Consider the following 16,391-nt stretch of genomic DNA (forward strand, 5'->3'; position numbering starts at 1 on the left):
GGTGAGGCGTCGACTTCGAGTGACTGCGTGACCACGTTACCGATCCATCGCTCGAGCCACATACAGCGTCCCCGTCTCGATGGTCCGGCGTTCGACCGGCACCGTCGGCTGGTCGCCGCCGAGGGTCGTAAACAGGAAGTCGGCATCGGCCGCGCGGGCAGCCTCGAGTGTCGGGCGATGGAGTTCGGGCGGCAGGTTCAGGGCATAAATCGCGTCCGTATCGGCGTAGACCGATGGGTCGGGATCGACGATATCGTCGCGGACGAATCGGACACCGTCGGGTACCTCGCGGTGGTGAACATCGGTTGCAGTGACGGAAAGGTCTCGTTCGGCGAGCGCCGCCGCCACGTCTGTTCGGCGGCCGATACCGACCTCGATGACTCGGTCGTAGGCAGACAGCACGTCGAGCAACGTCTCCGCGTTCCGGCGAGAGTGGGCCACGGCGGGACGTTTATGCCACCCGCGGCCATAGCAGTTGCCATGCTCGTCGATATCGTGCCGGTCGGCAACGTTTCCGCGACTGTCAAGCGGTCGGCTTCTGCCGCGTTGCGATCGGTTTACGACTGCGACGTCACGGTCAACGACGCCCAGTCGGTCCCAAACGGCGCATACGATGCCGACCGGAACCAGTACACCGCCGAGACGTTCATTCAACTCGCCGAACGTGTCGGCCGGGGAGACAAAAACATCGCCATCACGCCACACGACCTCTTCTATCGCCGTCGCAACTACGTTTTCGGGCTGGCCTACCTCGATGGCAGCGGCAGCGTCGTCTCAACCTACCGGCTCCAGACCTCGAGTGACGGCGGCTTCTCGAACCAGAGCGCCGCCGACATCTTCGAGGACCGCGTCCGCAAGGAGATCGTCCACGAGATCGGCCACACCTACGGCCTCGAACACTGTGACAACAACCGCTGTGTGATGAACTTCTCGCCGACCGTCCGCGAAGTCGACATCAAAGAGGAGAACCTCTGTGGAAGCTGTCAGCGACTGATTGGCTGACAGCCGGTTTCATCCCTCCAGCTCGAGCGGTCGTCCGTTTTTTATTGTCGATCTATGAGATGCACAGGCCGACGCGTGCGATGTTCGATTCGAAATCGAGTGGGGACGTACGGTCGTGCCGGGACACAGGGACACAACCGATCGAGCAAGCGCTTTCTGACGACGAGACGCTGTACAGTTACTTCAGAGACGAGCGCGACGCTTCGCTGTGTGTCGAATGGCTCCGTCAGAAGAGGCGCGGCGTGTTCGAGTCGATCCCGTCAGGGCGCGTAATAATACTCGCCTTCGCTTTTCTGCTGGCGATCCAGCTGCGAGTCGGGCTTGTTGATCCGCGGGCGTGACGTGCGCTCGTCGCGGCGGAACGTGACCTCGAGGTTCGCGAGGAACTCGTTCATCCCGTCGCGCATCGGCTGTGGCTGGCCAGCACGACCGGAAACGGCGGGTTCGCCGTCGAAGACCATCAGCCGGTCTGCAAGCAGGTCGATCGTGTAAATGTCGTGGTCGATAACCATCACAGTCGCGTCCTGCTGTTCGGCATACCGGCGGATCGCGCTCGTCGCCTGCACGCGCTGTTCAACGTCGAGGTGGGCGGACGGCTCGTCGAGCAGGTAGAGGTCGGCGGAGTCGGAGAGACAGGCCGCGATGGCGACCCGCTGGCGCTCCCCACCCGAGAGGTCCGAGAGGTTCTGCTCCATAATTCGCTCGAGTTGGAGCGGCTGGGCGATTTCTGTGTTCCAGTAGGAGGAGCCGAACTGATCGGTGATCGACGAGAGGAAGGCGTCGACCCGCATCGGCTGGTCGATGGTGACATACTGGGGCTTGTAGGAGATGTCCAAATCGAGGTCGGTGTCGCCGGCATCCGACTCGAGGTTGCCTGTCAACAGCTTCGCGAACGTCGATTTCCCGATCCCGTTCGGGCCGACGATCCCGAGCACTTCGTTCTCGCGGATCTCGCCGCTTTCGACTTCGAGGGTGAACTCGCCGTCGCCGTAGCTCTTGGTGAGATCGGGGTACTCGACGAGCGTGTCGCCTCGAGATTCGCTCCGGGGGGCGTGTTCCTCGAACTCGATCGGGTTCGGCCGAATCCGCATGTTCTCGTTATCGAGATAGCCCGAGAGATACTCGTTGATCCCGTTGCGGACGGATTTCGGCGACGTGATGACACCGTAGGCTCCTGGCTCACCGTAGGCGACGTGGAGCGTGTCCGCAAGCAGGTCGAGAATCGCGAGGTCGTGTTCGACGACAAGCACCGACTTGTCTTCTTCCTCGGCGAGTTCGCGGATCAGCCGCGCTGCGGTGACCCGCTGGCTCATGTCGAGATACGGCGTGATCTCGTCCAGGAAGTAAAAGTCCGTGTCTCGAGCCAGCGTCGCCGCAAGTGCAACTCGCTGGAGTTCGCCGCCCGAGAGGTCGTCGATCGCCTGGTCCATGACCGGGCCGATCTCGAGGCGCTCGACGAGGTACTCCAGAGCGTCACGCTCGTTCGTGCGCTCGAGCAACTCGCGGGTGTTGCCGTCGAAGCTGTTTGGAATCTGGTCGACGTACTGGGGTTTCCGAGCGATCGTGACCTCGCCGTCCTGTACGGCCGCGATGTAGTCTTGTAGCTCCGTCCCGCGGTAGGCCTCGAGCACCTCGTCCCAGCCAGGTGACTCGTCGTGGCGACCCAGGTTGGGCTCGAGTTCGCCCTCGAGAATGCGGACGGCGGTCGTCTTCCCGATCCCGTTCGGGCCGAGAATCCCCGTGACCTGACCGTCCTGTGGGGCGGGTAGCCCGTACAGCGAGAAGGCGTTCTCGCCGTAGCGGTGGACTGGATCATCCTGGAGTTCCTTCGGGAGGTTGATGATCTCGATGGCGTCGAAGGGACATTTCTCGACACAGATCCCGCAGGTCTCGCCGAGACAGATCTCCTCGGAGATGTGGATCTGTTCGGGCTGGCCCTCGTCGGCCTCCTCGCCACGAAGCGTGATACACTCCTTGCCGGTGCGGTTCGGCGGGCAATAGTTCTTACACTCGTAGCTACAGCGGTCGGGCTGGCACCGATCCAGATCCACGACGGCGATACTATCGTCGGCCATCGTTAGATCGTGACCTCTGCGGTGAGCAAGATCCCCCACGTCACGAACCACAGCGAGAACGTCATGAACGTGATGAACAGGTAGTGTTTCACGCCAAACTCGTCCTCACCGTAGATCCCCGTGAAATCGTAAAGGAGAAACTGCGCGAGGATCGCCCCTGCGACGAACATGAGCGCTCGCGTATCCCCTGCGGCGTCCGCCGGGCCGACATCGCCCGTAATGGACATCGAGGCGAATGCCGCGGCGACGCCGAGCAGCGCGGACAGCGCCGTCACGCTGATCGAGCGAATATGCTCGCGTCGGTCGCTGATCGATTCGGTCGACATGGCTCGATGTCCGCGTTCGGGCCTAAAAAGGCGTTCGGGTTGGTCTCGAGAGCGTGCGGACCGTTACTTAGACATAAGCCGCCGCCGGCCGAAACCGGCAACTCAACCGACCACAACGTGATCGGAGCCGATGTCGATACCGGTATTGTCGACCACTTGACTTTCGGGTGCACCACCCTGATCGGAGTCACCGGGCCCGACGTCGGGCGAATCACCGGAATCGGCGTCCCCGCCAAGCTTGAGGTCGAAATCGTCCGGCGTGCCGGCCTCGCCGCCCTCGCCTGAACCGACGTCTGCCTCCTCGCCGCTTCCGGGACTGATAGTGATGCTTGGCTTCCCGGGGTCGACGCCTGCCTGTTCGACCTCAACGTAGACGATCAGGTCGTTGAAGTTCGGGTCGTAGGTCTCGTTGGGCTCGTCTTCGTAGGCGTCTATCGCCTCGTCCCAGAGTGCGTCGATGCCGTCTTTGTCCGTTGACTCAGTATTCTCGAAGAGGAACACGAACTCCCCTGGGCCGATATCGAGTTCGTCGCCACTGTTTTCGATCAAATCGTGTTGCTCAAGCACCTCCGTGGCACTCAGCTGATGATCGGTCCCTGAAGGAAGTGCCGGGATCGTGTTGTTCTCGTTACTTCGAACGCGGACGTTCTGAAGGTTGGCGTCCTCTGAAGCGTCGATCGGTCCGAACTCCACTTGATCTACCCAATACCAGCCCTGGATCTGGTTCCAAGACCAGTCTCCCTCCGGGACGTCCTCACACCAGCTGAACCAGATCGACTCACCCGAGTAATGCGGTAAATCACTGCTGTGAGTATACTTATCACTACAAGTCGAGTACCTCGTATTTCGCAAGGTGAGATCGGTTTCTTCGTCTACGGTGAATTCGTGAGTATAGCTATTATCACTCTTATCCTGCCAAGTTGGGCCGATGTTGATGTTGTTGCCGCCATCTGGATTCTGGAACGAGTGTTCTGTCTCACCGTTCGTCACGACGTCCAACGTCATCGGAGCGATGTGTCCCTGGGTGCTAGAAACCTGTGACCCCAGCACCTCGACAGTCACGTTCGCGTCCTCGACGCCACCGAGTTCGACATCCCCAGGATCGATACCGGCGTCGACATCGAACGTCATCTCGAGTTCGTCGTCCTCGGTCTTGATCGTCGCGTCGTAGGTGCCGGTGACCAGGACGCTCCGGTTGATCGGCAGTTCGATGGTGGCGTTCTCACCGACGACTCGTTCGGCAGTACCGGCATCGATCGTCTCCGCGTATGGATCGTCGTCGAATTCGTCGTCGTCTTTCAGGTCGAGATCGAGGGTCACGTCCTGTTCGCCGTCGTCGACGCCCGTGTTGTGGAGGTCGGCCGTGATCGTGACTGCCTCGTCGTTGGTCGTCGCGTTGCCGTTTGCCAGTTCGAATTTGGTCCCGGGATGGCCGAAGTAGAACGATCCGTTCGGATTCAGTCCATCGCCTTCGGCCTGAATGTCGTACTCGTAGACTTCACCGTGATCGAAGTCGTGATTGTCGGGGTCGACCTCGAAGTCGACTGTGTCGGTCATCCCATTCTCGAGTTCTTTCGGTTCGGAGACGTTGACGTTCGCGTCCGGGATCGAAAGCGTCACGTCCCGCTCGACGGTGGTCGGATACGTATTCGCAACTTCGGCACTGACGGTAAATGACTCACCATCGTCGGTAACGAACTGATCGTCACCGGCACCCTTGTCGTCGACGACCACGAAGGCCATTCCGTCGCCACCGGTTGCGTCGCCTTCGATCGTGCCGTTGACTTCGCTGCCATTTTCATCTGTTGTGATTGTGAATTCGTGTTCTCCAACTGGGATCGCACTCTTGTTTATTTCCCACTCAACGGTTCCCTCGGCTCCGTAGTTTAGGTCGATCTTCTGGGTATTCGTTTCGCCGAGGAACTCGAGCGTGACGTCTTGATCACCGTCTTCGATCCCGAGATTCATGACTGGCACAGTGATCGTCACGTTGTCGCCATCAACTGACGTCTCGACGTTGTCCAACAGCTCGAAGTATGGATCCGCTTTACCATAATAAAACGAACCACGATCATCGGGCTGGTGATCTTCCGTCTCGATGGAATACTCATAGATGTTGCCGACCTCGAGCGTGCCGCCGAAATCTTCCCCGTACTTAAAACTCAGCTCGTCCTGGCCACCGAGAGTTGTGTTTTGACCAGGTCCGAGTTTACCTGAGTTCTCGCTCGTGTTAAAAAGGGCCCCGCTTTCGTTGAAGACGGTTACCGTGACGTTTTGCCCGACTCGTTTGGTGCCCTCATTCTTGATTACCGTTTCAATATAGAACACACGATTATCGGCGTTGTCGAGCCGGTCGTCGTACGACGGCTGCGCTTTCCCTTGTTCGCCAGCAATTCCAATCCCTTTATCCTCTTTAACCATGAATGTCGGCATTTCGACCGGTTTCCTAACGTCTTCGATGACCGCCTCAACGGTTTCATGGTCCTCGTGGTGGATGACGTCGACTTTGGGGTTTTCGTCCTCTCCAAGCGCATCCTCGAGGAACGTCGCCCAGCCTTCGTGGTACGAACTTTCGATCCTGAACGCGACATTACTGCCGTCACAGTCGCTTGCTGTCGCCTGAATCTCATTCGTCAGGGCCATTGACTTGCTGTGATCTGCCGTCGCTGCCAGTCCAGAGCCATCGACGACACTCTCGCTGATCTGCATGAGTTGGAGTTGTAGCGACTCACCGTCGTAGCCGATTTGTGGATCCGAGACGACCGTCGTATCGTCGCCGTCGTGCTCCCAGACCCCACCACCCTGATGGACGATCGTTCGGTCGTCGAGTTCGTACTCAAGCGCACCAAGCGTCCCTGACTCATTGGTAGGTGCAGTACACGCTTGGCCGCTCCACGGATCCGCTGACTCGTTGTACCATGAGACTTCGATCGAACCGTCGTCGACAACCGACATATCAGCATCAGGTGGCACCTCGAGCGGTTGTGGCCCATCCGAAATCGTCGCCGTCGCGAGCGCTTGATCGGTCTGTCCCATATAGGTGATCGCCCGCTCCCGATCGCTCTGGCTCTCTAGCGCATCAAACAGCGGCCCCGCAGCAATGATGACCAGCATTGCACCCGCCAGTACCATTCCAAAGAGCAGGACGATGCCGATGATCGGTGCACCGCCCCGATCAGCGGACGATTCTGATCGAGTGGCGGCGCGTGTCGAGGAAGTCATTTACTATGCTATCAGAGTGATATATTATATATCCCACGTACGTTAAAGTATAGAAGAATGTCTGTCTACGTATCAGGAACGCCTTGAAACGGAACGGAACTCCCACAGCGGCTGCTTGATTATCACTTATGAAAGTGATGGCCACTCGTATCGCCGGCGGGAGTGGCTCGAGACGGGCATGCGACGGAAACGATTAGCAGGACTGATCCGGTTTATCGTGGTTTCTCCATCCCACCAAGTCGCATCCGTCGGCTCTGTACAGCGTGGACGACTGCCGAGACCGCAAACAGCGCGAACACCAGCGTTGCCCAGCCCAGTTCGGAGACCGTCTCCGTTGGCACGACCTCGAGCCACAGTCCAGCCATCACGACCGACCCCAGCACAGTCAACCCGAGATAGTACAGCCCCCACGGGATCGAGTTCCCCGGGACGATATCCAGGTAGACGTCCAACTCCGAGGCGTGGTCGGTCAGCGCGATCGTTCGATCGTCGAACTCGATCATGTCGGCGCGCTCGAGCGTCGGCAGGTGCGTCTGCTGGAGTGACGTGTAGACGCGCTTGCGTTCGGCCGAGGTCAGCTCGTCGATCTCCTTGTCGAGTTCCCAGGCGGCGACGTGTTCGGCGAGGTCCCCGAGTTCGACCGGTTCGCCCTCGCGCTTGCAGTAATGGATCGTGTAGCGACGGCGCTGATTGCTCAGCAGGTCGAAGATTTCTCCCTGACCTGGATCTGACCGTGTCTCAGCCTGTGTCGCCATTCGGTGTCTGTCTAGAGCTGAGATGCTCACAACCAATAAGTATACTGTACTATCACGAAGTCGTGGGAATCGCATCCGATCGTGGATCGAACTCGGTCCCCGCGACCGGTATCGTACCGCCGGCTGTCGATCTTAACACTGGACGCCAGCGAGGTCGGTCTGGTTCTCCAGAATCGTGCCGGTGACGACCGCATTGTTGCCCACAGTGACCGATCCACAGGCCGAGACGTTGCCGTCGATCTCGGCGTTGTTGCCAATGGTGACGTCCCCGCCGGCGATGATATCACCGCTGACGAGATTGTTCGCGATGACGATATCGCCCTGAGCGACGATACTGCCGACGTTCGCGTTGTTGCCGACGGTCACTGAGCCCCCACTGGAGATGGTCTCGGAGACACCGACGTTGTTCGCGATCGTGACATCGCCACCGCTGGTGATCTGCCCGCCGACAGCGACGTTGTTGTCGACCGTCACGTCACCGCCGGTCGTGACGTCACCATCCTCGTCCACGGAGACCACGACCGGCTCGTCCGAAAGGGTCGTACAGTCAATGGGGACGAACGCGGCTGTCGTCCGTGTCGCATCGACACTCGAGCCAGCAGCCGAGGCGACGAGCCGCAGTTCGACGCGGTAGCTCCCATCGAGCGCCTCCCCGTCCCCACACGCGAGGACGACATCGAACGTGTCGGCGTCGCTTCCCGGCTGGACCGTCGCCTCGAGAGCGGTCGTCGACACGGCTGCGTTGTACTCGTCAGTAATCCCAACCACTGAGGCGTCGACACTGCTCTGGCTGTGCCCGTCGAGAGTGTCCGTCACTGCGTAGACGGTCGTCGTCCCATCCGGCGCGTCGATCGCCGCCGACGCTGAACGGTCCTCGAGGCCGAGATAGGCACTCGAGTCGTCGGCGGTCCCGACACTCACGCCGCGCTCGGCGGCGATGGTGGCAAACCCGAATGTCGGGCCGGCCATCGCCATCGCTCCGACGAGGATGAGCGCGAGCGCGATGACTGTGAGTGATCGTATCATGGATGCAGTGGGATCGAAGTGGCTGCGTGTGGCACAGATCAGCTTAGCTACGGCCTGGTTCCTGTGCCCGTACTAGAACTACGGGTGGCACAAATATAAGCCCGCCGAACAGTCACGACATCACATAGCTTGCTCGCGCTTGGCGTGCCGTGGTAGTGCGTGAAGCCGCCGAGTCGTCGCCTCAAGTATATCGTGAACTGCGGATTCGGCAGTCGTATCATTAGTGGTGAATTCTGCGGGGTGACTCGAGCAACCACGATAGTGAGACGTATGAGTGTCGGTGACTCGCCGAATCTGTGGGAAAGGCGATTTCGAGAGTTCAAGCCGGTCTTGAAGCTGATATTGGGGTTGCTGGAACGGGTATTATCAATCCTGAATATAGTCTCGATACACAATACAAAGTAGGTAGGGTCCTAAGAGAGGAGTAAGAACCGCGTTCCGTCCCCATCGGCAGGGATCGAGGCACGGTTACATGGAGAGTACAATCATGAGCATGAACCGACGCAATGTGTTAGTTGGACTGGGAACGATCGTCGCGGGCGGCGGCGCAGCGCTGGGGACAGGTGCGTTTAGTAGTGTAGAAGCAAACCGATCTGTCAATGTTTCTACCACTGGTGACGCGGGGGCATTAATTGGACTAAGCATTGAAGCTGGAAGCGCTCTTGAAGGGACAGGAGGTACCGACGATGAAATAATCGCCTTCGACCTCGAGAACGATATCAATCTTGACGCAGTGACAACATTTGATGATGTATTTACCGTTACAAACACCGGGGGGACAGCTTCGGAAATAACTCTCGAAATTGAAGATGCAAGTGATAATACATCTCTTCTCACTAGCGACGTGGGCAGCGAATCTGATGCGGGGATGTACCTTGAGAATTCATCGGTAAGTGGTGGCCAGATCACTCTAGGCAGCGCTCAAAGCGATGATCTGGTCTTCAGCGTCGTGTTCGATATGTCCGACGAAACAGATACAACCAGTGCGGACGGCACGATCCCGGACAACATCATTATTAGAGCCACCCAACAAAGTTAAATTTAAATTACAGTAGGGAACCGCTGACACTATCAAATAGTATTTATTGACTTAGTGTATTTATCAGCTGATTAGTTACTGAGTGGCTGATAACTGTGGTGATTTCTATGGATCAGTACAGTTGCCGCATCCCTAATACCAAGCTCATTATCTTGCTTGATTGATACTTAACTCGGAAAACTATTGCTGCATCCTGAAAGAAAGGTTAACGCTGCATGAAGTACACACGACAACCCGACTGATCAGACTGACATGCACTTCTTGTCGCAAAAATAGTGTGATCAAGAGAGATAGATTGCGATCGAACAGGGATACTGAAATACTGTCGAAAGTGCGCCTGTTTAATTCTGGATTCTACACGAGGGCGTTGAGCCACCGAAACGGCGTCTGACTGCAGAGAGGCCAGTCGGTGTGTCTGTGTAAGTATGCGCTTTGGTGACAGTCGAGCCAGCGAACTTATAATGATGGATAACATGTTAACTAGTAATGAAACGCCGGGTGTTCATGGGGCTGGGGGTGGCGTCAATCGGTGCCGGTGCACTGCATAGCACCGGCGCATTTTCAGCCGTCAATGCAGCACGCGGGGTCTCTGTGAGTGCCGCACCACTGGGCGACGGGCTAATTGGAATCGTCGATCAGGGACCGGTCAAGCGGAACAACAAGGAACCGATGGTCGAGATCTCGAACAACACGACTGGATCGGTTTCCTACGAGATTACCCTCGATACGTGTAGTGACGGGACGCTCTACGACAACGATGGCGGATCCGGTTGTTCGGTCACGTTTACCCTGAACGCTGGCAATTCGCAGTTCGTCAGTATCGAAGCAGCGGTGACGGGAACGGTCAGTTATACGATTAGTACGTCTGGAAGCGTTTCGCTCGAAGCGACTCGAACCGTCGAGTCAGAAAGTGGAAACACAAATCCGAACGTGCGCATTCAAGCACCGAACAAAGATCAAGACTTTACTGCGGCTCTCCCACAAGGCAATTCGGGGAATATCTTTGAAATCAAGTCTGTTGACATCCGAGATGAAACCAACAACGTCGGACTTGCTGAAATAAAATACGAAGTAAGAGAGGGGAGTGCCAATGGTAGACTCGTCGCTGAAAAGACTGTTATCCCCCCAGATCCCGATCGATACAAGCCAAATGGAAACCCAGCGGAAACGATTGAGCCAAACTCCGGTGAGATTGTCAAGAGTGACCAGTTGTATACTCTGCGGATCAGGGGCGAGAACAATAACGGTGATTTCAATACGACAACCCTCTCGACGACAACTCCTAGTGCATAATAAACGGATTTGGAGTCGGAGATGGCGTTGATCGACTAATTATCTCCTGTCGAGATCGGCGACAGTCATCCTTGGTGTCCATGGCGACAGCCACCTCGAAAGTTCGGTCGATGGAGTTCACTCAATCAATCAATGGTGGACGTTTCGATCGTCAACATAATATTCAGGAACCCTTCAATATCGCTGATTGAGCTACTGCCACTGGGATTGAGCCTGACGCCCCCAATTGAACCGGTCTCCCGACTTCAGGATGTATGTGAGCCGCGGTCGTCCTCGTCAGTTCCAATCCCATCGGTCAGCAAATTAGAGTTGCGATCGGCATGACTAACACCCTCACTCATGGTATTTGTCAATTCGTTACACTTCAAATCCAGCGAATACTACTGATTTCGCTGTTCAGGCCGGGCTTGAAGTAGGTCTCGCTGTCCCTTCACGGAGTGCGATCAATCTTGAAGAAAGTCTCGAGAGTCAATACAAAGTGGGTGGCCTCCTAGCGGGAGAGTAAGAGCCGCGTTCGACACCGGACTGCGAGTCGGGTTCGAACGCGGTTACACGGAGATTACAAACATGAGAATGAACCGACGAAGTGTGATGGTTGGATTGGGAACGGCAATCGTGGGCGGCGGCGCTGCGCTCGGTTCGGGTGCGTTCAGTACGGTCACAGCGGAGCGATCAGTTGAAGTTAATGTTATTAATAATGCAGGAGAGATCGCCGAGGAGTTCGTAGACGTTGTAGTTGATCCGACTAGCATCGGCAGTGTTGGAGTTGACGGTGGCACCGTCGTCAGTGATACGACCTACGACCAAACCCCAAGTCTGGGTAGTGATGCGGTCAGTCTAGTTGCTGATGCTGCTGACTTGACAATCGGATTTGGACAATCTGATGGTGGAGATTTTGATTCCCTTGACCCAATCCCAGCAAACGCTACGGTCGCATATGAAGATCTATTTGTAATAATTAATGACAATAGCCAAACTAATGATACTTTCACCGTCACGTTCGACTTCGATGATGAAGACGGAACGGCCAACTACGATCTCTCGTTTGATGATGATGGTAATAACGAAGTTACTGTGACCGAGGGAACTTCTGAAACCATGGGCCTGACGGAACTCACTACAGGAGACGCAGGTAATTCTAATGGCCTACTGACTATCACGATCGAAAACGCTTAATTACGATTCACTCGCCTACGTTCGGCCGTCTGATCGAACCGACACGACCGATAACTGTATTCGATGCCATCCACCAAGACCCTATTCGCAGCTGCAGCCGCTTGTTTTCTCGTGGCATTCGCAGTTCCAACTGTAGCAATCACGGTCGGTGAGGACCCGGCGAGCGACGACGTCGTCCTCGAGCCGGTCGACCAGCGGTATGCGACAGTCGTAGATGGGGAACTCGAGCTTGATCTCACTGTCCTCGACAACACGGTAACGGAGTTCATCGAGGTGTTTACGATTTCGGTGGGTTCGGGCGCCGATGATATCGAGTCGATCTGGATCAGTAACGACGTCGACGGCCTCGAGTTCTACGCGGGAACTAATGCAGCAGCCGAACTCACAGAGTCGAACCCCCTCGAGCCAACGGCCGGCCAAACGACGAGCATCGGCGTGGCGGTCGATACGCACTTCGCCCAGAGCGGTACGGAGACGTTCACGGTTCACGTCCGCTACGAGGACGAGGATGACGACGACGAAGACGACGAGGACGATGATCCGGTCGAGATCCCGCGCATGATCGACCTCGAGTCCGTCGACTCCGATGTGACGGCCGCCGAGACGGGCGACTCGGTGACGGTGACCGCGACCTACCGGAACAACGGCCCGAGGACGGAGACGGTGATGGCCGCGTTCACCGTCAACGGCGTCGTCGTCGAGACGAAAACGCTCGAGCTCGCCCCCGGGGAGACGGCCTCGGTGGGCTTCGAACGCCAGTTGCAGTGGCCCGGCACGTACGAAATCGGCGTCGACGGCGTCAGCAAGTCGGTGACCGTCGAGGGGCCACCGATCAACGTGCTCTCGGCCTCGGTCACTGACGCCGAACTCACCGCGGGCGAGACGACGACGATCGAGGCGACGGTGACGAACCCCACAGAGATGCAGGTCGACCGCACCCTCGAGCTCGCCGTCGACGGGATCGTCGTCGACACGCGAACGGTGACGCTCGAGCCGAACTCGGAGCGGACGGTGACGTTTGACCGGCAGTTCACTGAGCCGGGAACGTACGCGATCGCGGTCAGTGGCGTCGAGGCGGGGTCGATCACGGTCGATGAACCGGAGCCGACCGTGCTTCGGAACCGCGACCTCTCGGCGGCGACGACGGCGGCGCTCGCCCCGCCGATGGCAGCCGGGTTCCTGTTTCTGGCAGCCGCGGCGAACCGTCGCTGGGCGTTCGTCTCGAGGGAAGCGTGACGACTCGAGGCCACTCCACGAGGCGTTTAAGATGGTCGATCCCGAACGACAATCTAGTTGAATAGTCAGGTATTCATGAACGTCCACAGGACGAGGCAATGACGTCAGCGACGCTCCTCAAGCGAGCGGTCGGTGTCGTCGTCGCACTCGCGATCGTGTTGCTGTTAGTCGGCCAGCTACTGGGACAGCCGATTCTGCTGGGCTACGTCGCGACGGGCAGTATGGAGCCGACGATGGACGCCGGCGACGGCTTCGTCGCGATTCCAAGCGCGGTCTCGGGGTCGGTCGAGGAGGGCGACGTGGTCGTCTTCGACGCGCGCGAACTCCACGGCGGCGGGCTGACGACCCATCGCGTCGTCGGCGAGACCAGTGAGGGGTACGTCACGAAAGGCGACGCTAACCCGTTTACCGACCAGGACGGCGGCGAACCCCACGTCACGGACGGCCAGATCGTCGCCAAAGCGTGGCAGGTACAGGGCGAAGTCGTCACGGTCCCCAAGCTCGGGACGGCGATCATGGGCGTCCAGAACGCTGCGGCAGCGGCCGCCGGGACGGTCGGTCCGATTCTCGGCCTGACGACGTCGCCCGACTCGGAGGGGATCGGCTCGCTGCTGGTCGCCGTTGGCGTCGCCCTGCTCGGCTTCGGGGCGCTGGTTGATCGACTCGGCCCCGCACGACGCGAGAAAAAGCGCTCGCGCTCTCGAGAGAACGTCCTCGCGTTCTGGACGACGCTCGGGCTGGTCTTGCTCGTGTTCGTGACGTTTGCGACCGCAGCGATGGTGGTTCCAGCAGGCACCACCGAGTACGAAATCATCAGCACCGAGACGCCCGAAGACGATCCACAGATTCTCGCCCCCGGGGAGACGGGCGAACTCACCCGAACCGTCGACAACGCGGGCTATCTCCCGATCGTCGCGATTCACGAGGCCAAAAGTAACAACGTCGAGACGGACCCGCCCTGGCAGACGGTCGGGCTTCGCTCGAGCGCGGAGACGACGGTCTCGCTGACGGCCCCCGAGACGACCGGGCAGTACACCCGCCACGTCGGCGAGTACCGCTATCTCGCGGTGCTCCCGCCGTCGGTACTGGTCTGGCTTCACGGCCTCCACCCTCTCGTTGCGATCGCCGCCGTCAACGGCGTTATTGTCGGCGTCGCCGTCACGATCGTCCTCGTGGTGTTCGGCCGCGGCGATTTACGCCTTCGCTCCGCTGGCACGCACGTTCCACTGTCGACGCGTCTCAAGCGGAAACTTCGGAAATGGCTGTAACCATCGATCCAGCGGAAAGGGCCGATATCGTTATAATGGTCGCAAAAAGTGAATGTGTATATGCGCGTCCTCCAGCCGACCCATTGGGACGGGCCGGGAACAGTGGAGAGACGGAGCCAATATGTCTAGCAGGGTGTTCGAATTGTGATCGATAATCCGCGCCTCGAGTTAGTACTCGCCCAGTACGGTCGTGTGATCACAATCGCCCTGATCGTCGTCGGCGCACTCGCCCTCCTCGCGACGGGGTGGGCCGTCGCCAATCCCACGACGGAAACGACCACCCAGTACGGCGACGAACGCGTCGAGAGCGACGTCCAGACGAGTGCCGTCGTCGTTCGGGACGGCGAGCTCTGGAGCGAGGGCGACCGCCTCGAGAACAGCGGGGTGTACGTCCTGAACGCCTCGCCGGAGCTGGTCCTCGAGCCCGAGACCAGGCTGGTCGACGAGGGCGACAGGACGTCGATCGATGACGCCGACGTAACCCACGAACTGACGCTTCGCTTCGAGGCAACCAGGGATGGGGAGTCGTTCTGGAACGAGACCCACACGGTGATCGACGAGTCGCCGTCGGTCGAAGACGGCACCGCGACGTCGACGACGACGATCGATGTCGAGTCCTACCGGGACCGACAGCGCCAGTTAGAGCGCGAACTCTCCGGTATCGGCTCGGTCGAGCTCGAACTGGAACTCCGTGTCGAGTACGACACCGGGAGAACTCAGGGGACACAACAGGCGTCGACGGCGGTTCAGGTGACTGACGACGCATACTGGCTGTCGGAGTCGCTGTCTGCCTCCGACAGCCATACCTACCAGATGGCGACGGAACAGACGACTGAGTCACGGAGTCTGGGGACCATCGGCGGGCTCTCCGTGCTCGGCACGCTCGCACTCGTGGGTGCCGCGTTCGTCGCTCGGCGGGCACCGGTTGACGAGGACGCCGCCCGCCGTGCAGTCCACGAGCAGCGCTACGCCGAGTGGATCTCGCGTGGCTCGATCCCGATGTGGGTCGGCGACTACCACATCTCGCTTGATACGTTAGAGGACGTCGTCGACGTCGCGATCGATACGAACGAGCGCGTCGTTCACGACCGCCAGCGCGGGCTGTTTGCCGTCGTCAACGACGATGTCGTCTACTACTACAGCGAGCGCGGCCTCTGGGAGGAGACCGCCTGGCCGGAAATGAACCTCACGAAGCAGTCGCCAACGCAGGACGACGAACCGGCGTTCTCGCCCGAAGAACTCGAACTCGAGGGCAACAACGAATTCGAAGCACCCGATGAGGGTGGGTTCGACGATGACGAGGACGTCTGGAAGCAGTTGTGAGGCACACAAAGCGACCGGGGCACGCACATTGCCGTCACCGACCGGTTGAGCGTCGCCTCTCGCCAGCGACCTTTCGAGTTCTGTGACCGAACTCCGAATTGCAGGCTACGATCATTCTCGTATCGGGCGCAGAGACCCCGACAATGTTCCTCTCGGTTGCTGCAGAATCTACCAGTATCTGACTACCGAGTCAGCTTTCGATATACCGCAATACACACGATCTGACCCCACTTTACCATCCTGATTATCTCGGAATTTATCATGTCAACGACGCCTCGTAAGGCTCAACTTTTATGCCGCTGGGACCGTTCGATTTGTAGTATGGCAGAGACCGACGGGGAGGACATCGAAGACTTGCCACCGAGCGCTAAACTCGTCTTCAAGGTCCTCGAGTACGATGGGCCGTTGACCCAGAAACAGATCGTCGAAGAATCGATGCTGTCAGCCCGGACCGTCCGGTATGCACTAGAACGCCTGGAAGGAATCGGGATGGTCGACGAGGATATCTACTTTGCGGACGCCCGACAGAGTCTCTATCGACTCGAAAACCCGGTCGCCGCCGACGGAAACGGCGTCGACGAGTCCGCGAAAAAGGACGCCTGCTGCGCGGAGTGACCAGTCGCAAACGGCAGATTATTCCGGAACGGTGA

The 16,391-nt window shown here is 58.6% G+C and carries 14 protein-coding genes; 8 read left to right on the top strand and 6 right to left on the bottom strand.

The window, feature by feature from the left end; translation table 11 throughout:
* Nucleotides 1-36: 36 nt before the first annotated feature.
* Entirely contained in the window at nucleotides 37-441 is a 405-nt protein-coding gene (locus BW940_RS10340) for a UPF0146 family protein (RefSeq protein ID WP_076609125.1), read from the bottom strand.
* Between the two features lie 39 nt (nucleotides 442-480).
* On the opposite strand from BW940_RS10340, the gene BW940_RS10345 reads away from it, so the two are divergent.
* Nucleotides 481-1,002, top strand: a complete 522-nt coding sequence (locus tag BW940_RS10345; protein ID WP_076609126.1) for an archaemetzincin family Zn-dependent metalloprotease — start codon at nucleotides 481-483, stop codon at nucleotides 1,000-1,002.
* Between the two features lie 260 nt (nucleotides 1,003-1,262).
* On the opposite strand, the gene BW940_RS10350 is transcribed toward BW940_RS10345, so the two are convergent.
* The 5 genes from BW940_RS10350 to BW940_RS10370 all read right to left on the bottom strand — a co-directional run bounded on the left by BW940_RS10350 (nucleotide 1,263) and on the right by BW940_RS10370 (nucleotide 8,406).
* Nucleotides 1,263-3,077: a ribosome biogenesis/translation initiation ATPase RLI gene (locus BW940_RS10350; protein ID WP_076609127.1), complete on the bottom strand. Its 1,815-nt coding sequence runs from the start codon at nucleotides 3,075-3,077 to the stop codon at nucleotides 1,263-1,265.
* 2 nt (nucleotides 3,078-3,079) lie between these two features.
* Nucleotides 3,080-3,403: an EMC6-like membrane protein gene (locus BW940_RS10355; RefSeq protein ID WP_076609128.1), complete on the bottom strand. Its 324-nt coding sequence runs from the start codon at nucleotides 3,401-3,403 to the stop codon at nucleotides 3,080-3,082.
* 102 nt (nucleotides 3,404-3,505) lie between these two features.
* Nucleotides 3,506-6,625, bottom strand: a complete 3,120-nt coding sequence (locus BW940_RS10360; protein WP_084776749.1) for a DUF7289 family protein — start codon at nucleotides 6,623-6,625, stop codon at nucleotides 3,506-3,508.
* Between the two features lie 212 nt (nucleotides 6,626-6,837).
* Nucleotides 6,838-7,380, bottom strand: a complete 543-nt coding sequence (locus BW940_RS10365; protein ID WP_076609129.1) for a DUF7344 domain-containing protein — start codon at nucleotides 7,378-7,380, stop codon at nucleotides 6,838-6,840.
* 132 nt (nucleotides 7,381-7,512) lie between these two features.
* On the bottom strand, nucleotides 7,513-8,406 hold the full coding sequence (locus tag BW940_RS10370; protein ID WP_076609130.1) for a FapA family protein: 894 nt from the start codon (nucleotides 8,404-8,406) through the stop codon (nucleotides 7,513-7,515).
* A 472-nt stretch (nucleotides 8,407-8,878) separates the two neighbouring features.
* Here BW940_RS10370 and BW940_RS10375 point away from each other — a divergent pair, with 472 nt between their 5' ends.
* The 7 genes from BW940_RS10375 to BW940_RS10405 all read left to right on the top strand — a co-directional run bounded on the left by BW940_RS10375 (nucleotide 8,879) and on the right by BW940_RS10405 (nucleotide 16,356).
* Nucleotides 8,879-9,445, top strand: a complete 567-nt coding sequence (locus BW940_RS10375; protein ID WP_235847791.1) for a VCBS domain-containing protein — start codon at nucleotides 8,879-8,881, stop codon at nucleotides 9,443-9,445.
* A gap of 486 nt (nucleotides 9,446-9,931) precedes the next feature.
* Nucleotides 9,932-10,738 (top strand): hypothetical protein, encoded by an 807-nt coding sequence (locus BW940_RS10380; RefSeq protein WP_143823883.1) that lies wholly within the window; start codon nucleotides 9,932-9,934, stop codon nucleotides 10,736-10,738.
* A gap of 567 nt (nucleotides 10,739-11,305) precedes the next feature.
* A complete protein-coding gene (locus tag BW940_RS10385; RefSeq protein ID WP_143823884.1) occupies nucleotides 11,306-11,914 on the top strand; it encodes a hypothetical protein in 609 nt (202 codons plus the stop codon).
* A gap of 63 nt (nucleotides 11,915-11,977) precedes the next feature.
* Nucleotides 11,978-13,150, top strand: a complete 1,173-nt coding sequence (locus tag BW940_RS10390; RefSeq protein ID WP_076609133.1) for a CARDB domain-containing protein — start codon at nucleotides 11,978-11,980, stop codon at nucleotides 13,148-13,150.
* A 98-nt stretch (nucleotides 13,151-13,248) separates the two neighbouring features.
* Nucleotides 13,249-14,418, top strand: coding sequence for a signal peptidase I (locus BW940_RS10395; protein WP_076609134.1), 1,170 nt, complete (start codon nucleotides 13,249-13,251; stop codon nucleotides 14,416-14,418).
* Nucleotides 14,419-14,562: 144 nt separating this feature from the next.
* Nucleotides 14,563-15,741 (top strand): DUF5305 domain-containing protein, encoded by a 1,179-nt coding sequence (locus BW940_RS10400; protein ID WP_076609135.1) that lies wholly within the window; start codon nucleotides 14,563-14,565, stop codon nucleotides 15,739-15,741.
* A 321-nt stretch (nucleotides 15,742-16,062) separates the two neighbouring features.
* On the top strand, nucleotides 16,063-16,356 hold the full coding sequence (locus tag BW940_RS10405; protein WP_076609136.1) for a MarR family transcriptional regulator: 294 nt from the start codon (nucleotides 16,063-16,065) through the stop codon (nucleotides 16,354-16,356).
* The last annotated feature ends 35 nt before the right edge of the window (nucleotides 16,357-16,391 follow it).

Source organism: Natronorubrum thiooxidans (genome assembly GCF_900156475.1).
Lineage (GTDB): Archaea > Halobacteriota > Halobacteria > Halobacteriales > Natrialbaceae > Natronorubrum > Natronorubrum thiooxidans.

Coding starts and splice junctions, on each gene's coding strand:
- BW940_RS10350 (WP_076609127.1), bottom strand. CDS start 3,077: ATGGCCGACGATAGTATCGCCGTCGTGGATCTGGATCGGTGCCAGCCC.
- BW940_RS10370 (WP_076609130.1), bottom strand. CDS start 8,406: ATGATACGATCACTCACAGTCATCGCGCTCGCGCTCATCCTCGTCGGA.
- BW940_RS10390 (WP_076609133.1), top strand. CDS start 11,978: ATGCCATCCACCAAGACCCTATTCGCAGCTGCAGCCGCTTGTTTTCTC.
- BW940_RS10405 (WP_076609136.1), top strand. CDS start 16,063: ATGGCAGAGACCGACGGGGAGGACATCGAAGACTTGCCACCGAGCGCT.
- BW940_RS10380 (WP_143823883.1), top strand. CDS start 9,932: ATGAAACGCCGGGTGTTCATGGGGCTGGGGGTGGCGTCAATCGGTGCC.
- BW940_RS10355 (WP_076609128.1), bottom strand. CDS start 3,403: ATGTCGACCGAATCGATCAGCGACCGACGCGAGCATATTCGCTCGATC.
- BW940_RS10365 (WP_076609129.1), bottom strand. CDS start 7,380: ATGGCGACACAGGCTGAGACACGGTCAGATCCAGGTCAGGGAGAAATC.
- BW940_RS10345 (WP_076609126.1), top strand. CDS start 481: ATGCTCGTCGATATCGTGCCGGTCGGCAACGTTTCCGCGACTGTCAAG.
- BW940_RS10375 (WP_235847791.1), top strand. CDS start 8,879: ATGGAGAGTACAATCATGAGCATGAACCGACGCAATGTGTTAGTTGGA.
- BW940_RS10395 (WP_076609134.1), top strand. CDS start 13,249: ATGACGTCAGCGACGCTCCTCAAGCGAGCGGTCGGTGTCGTCGTCGCA.
- BW940_RS10385 (WP_143823884.1), top strand. CDS start 11,306: ATGAGAATGAACCGACGAAGTGTGATGGTTGGATTGGGAACGGCAATC.
- BW940_RS10360 (WP_084776749.1), bottom strand. CDS start 6,625: ATGACTTCCTCGACACGCGCCGCCACTCGATCAGAATCGTCCGCTGAT.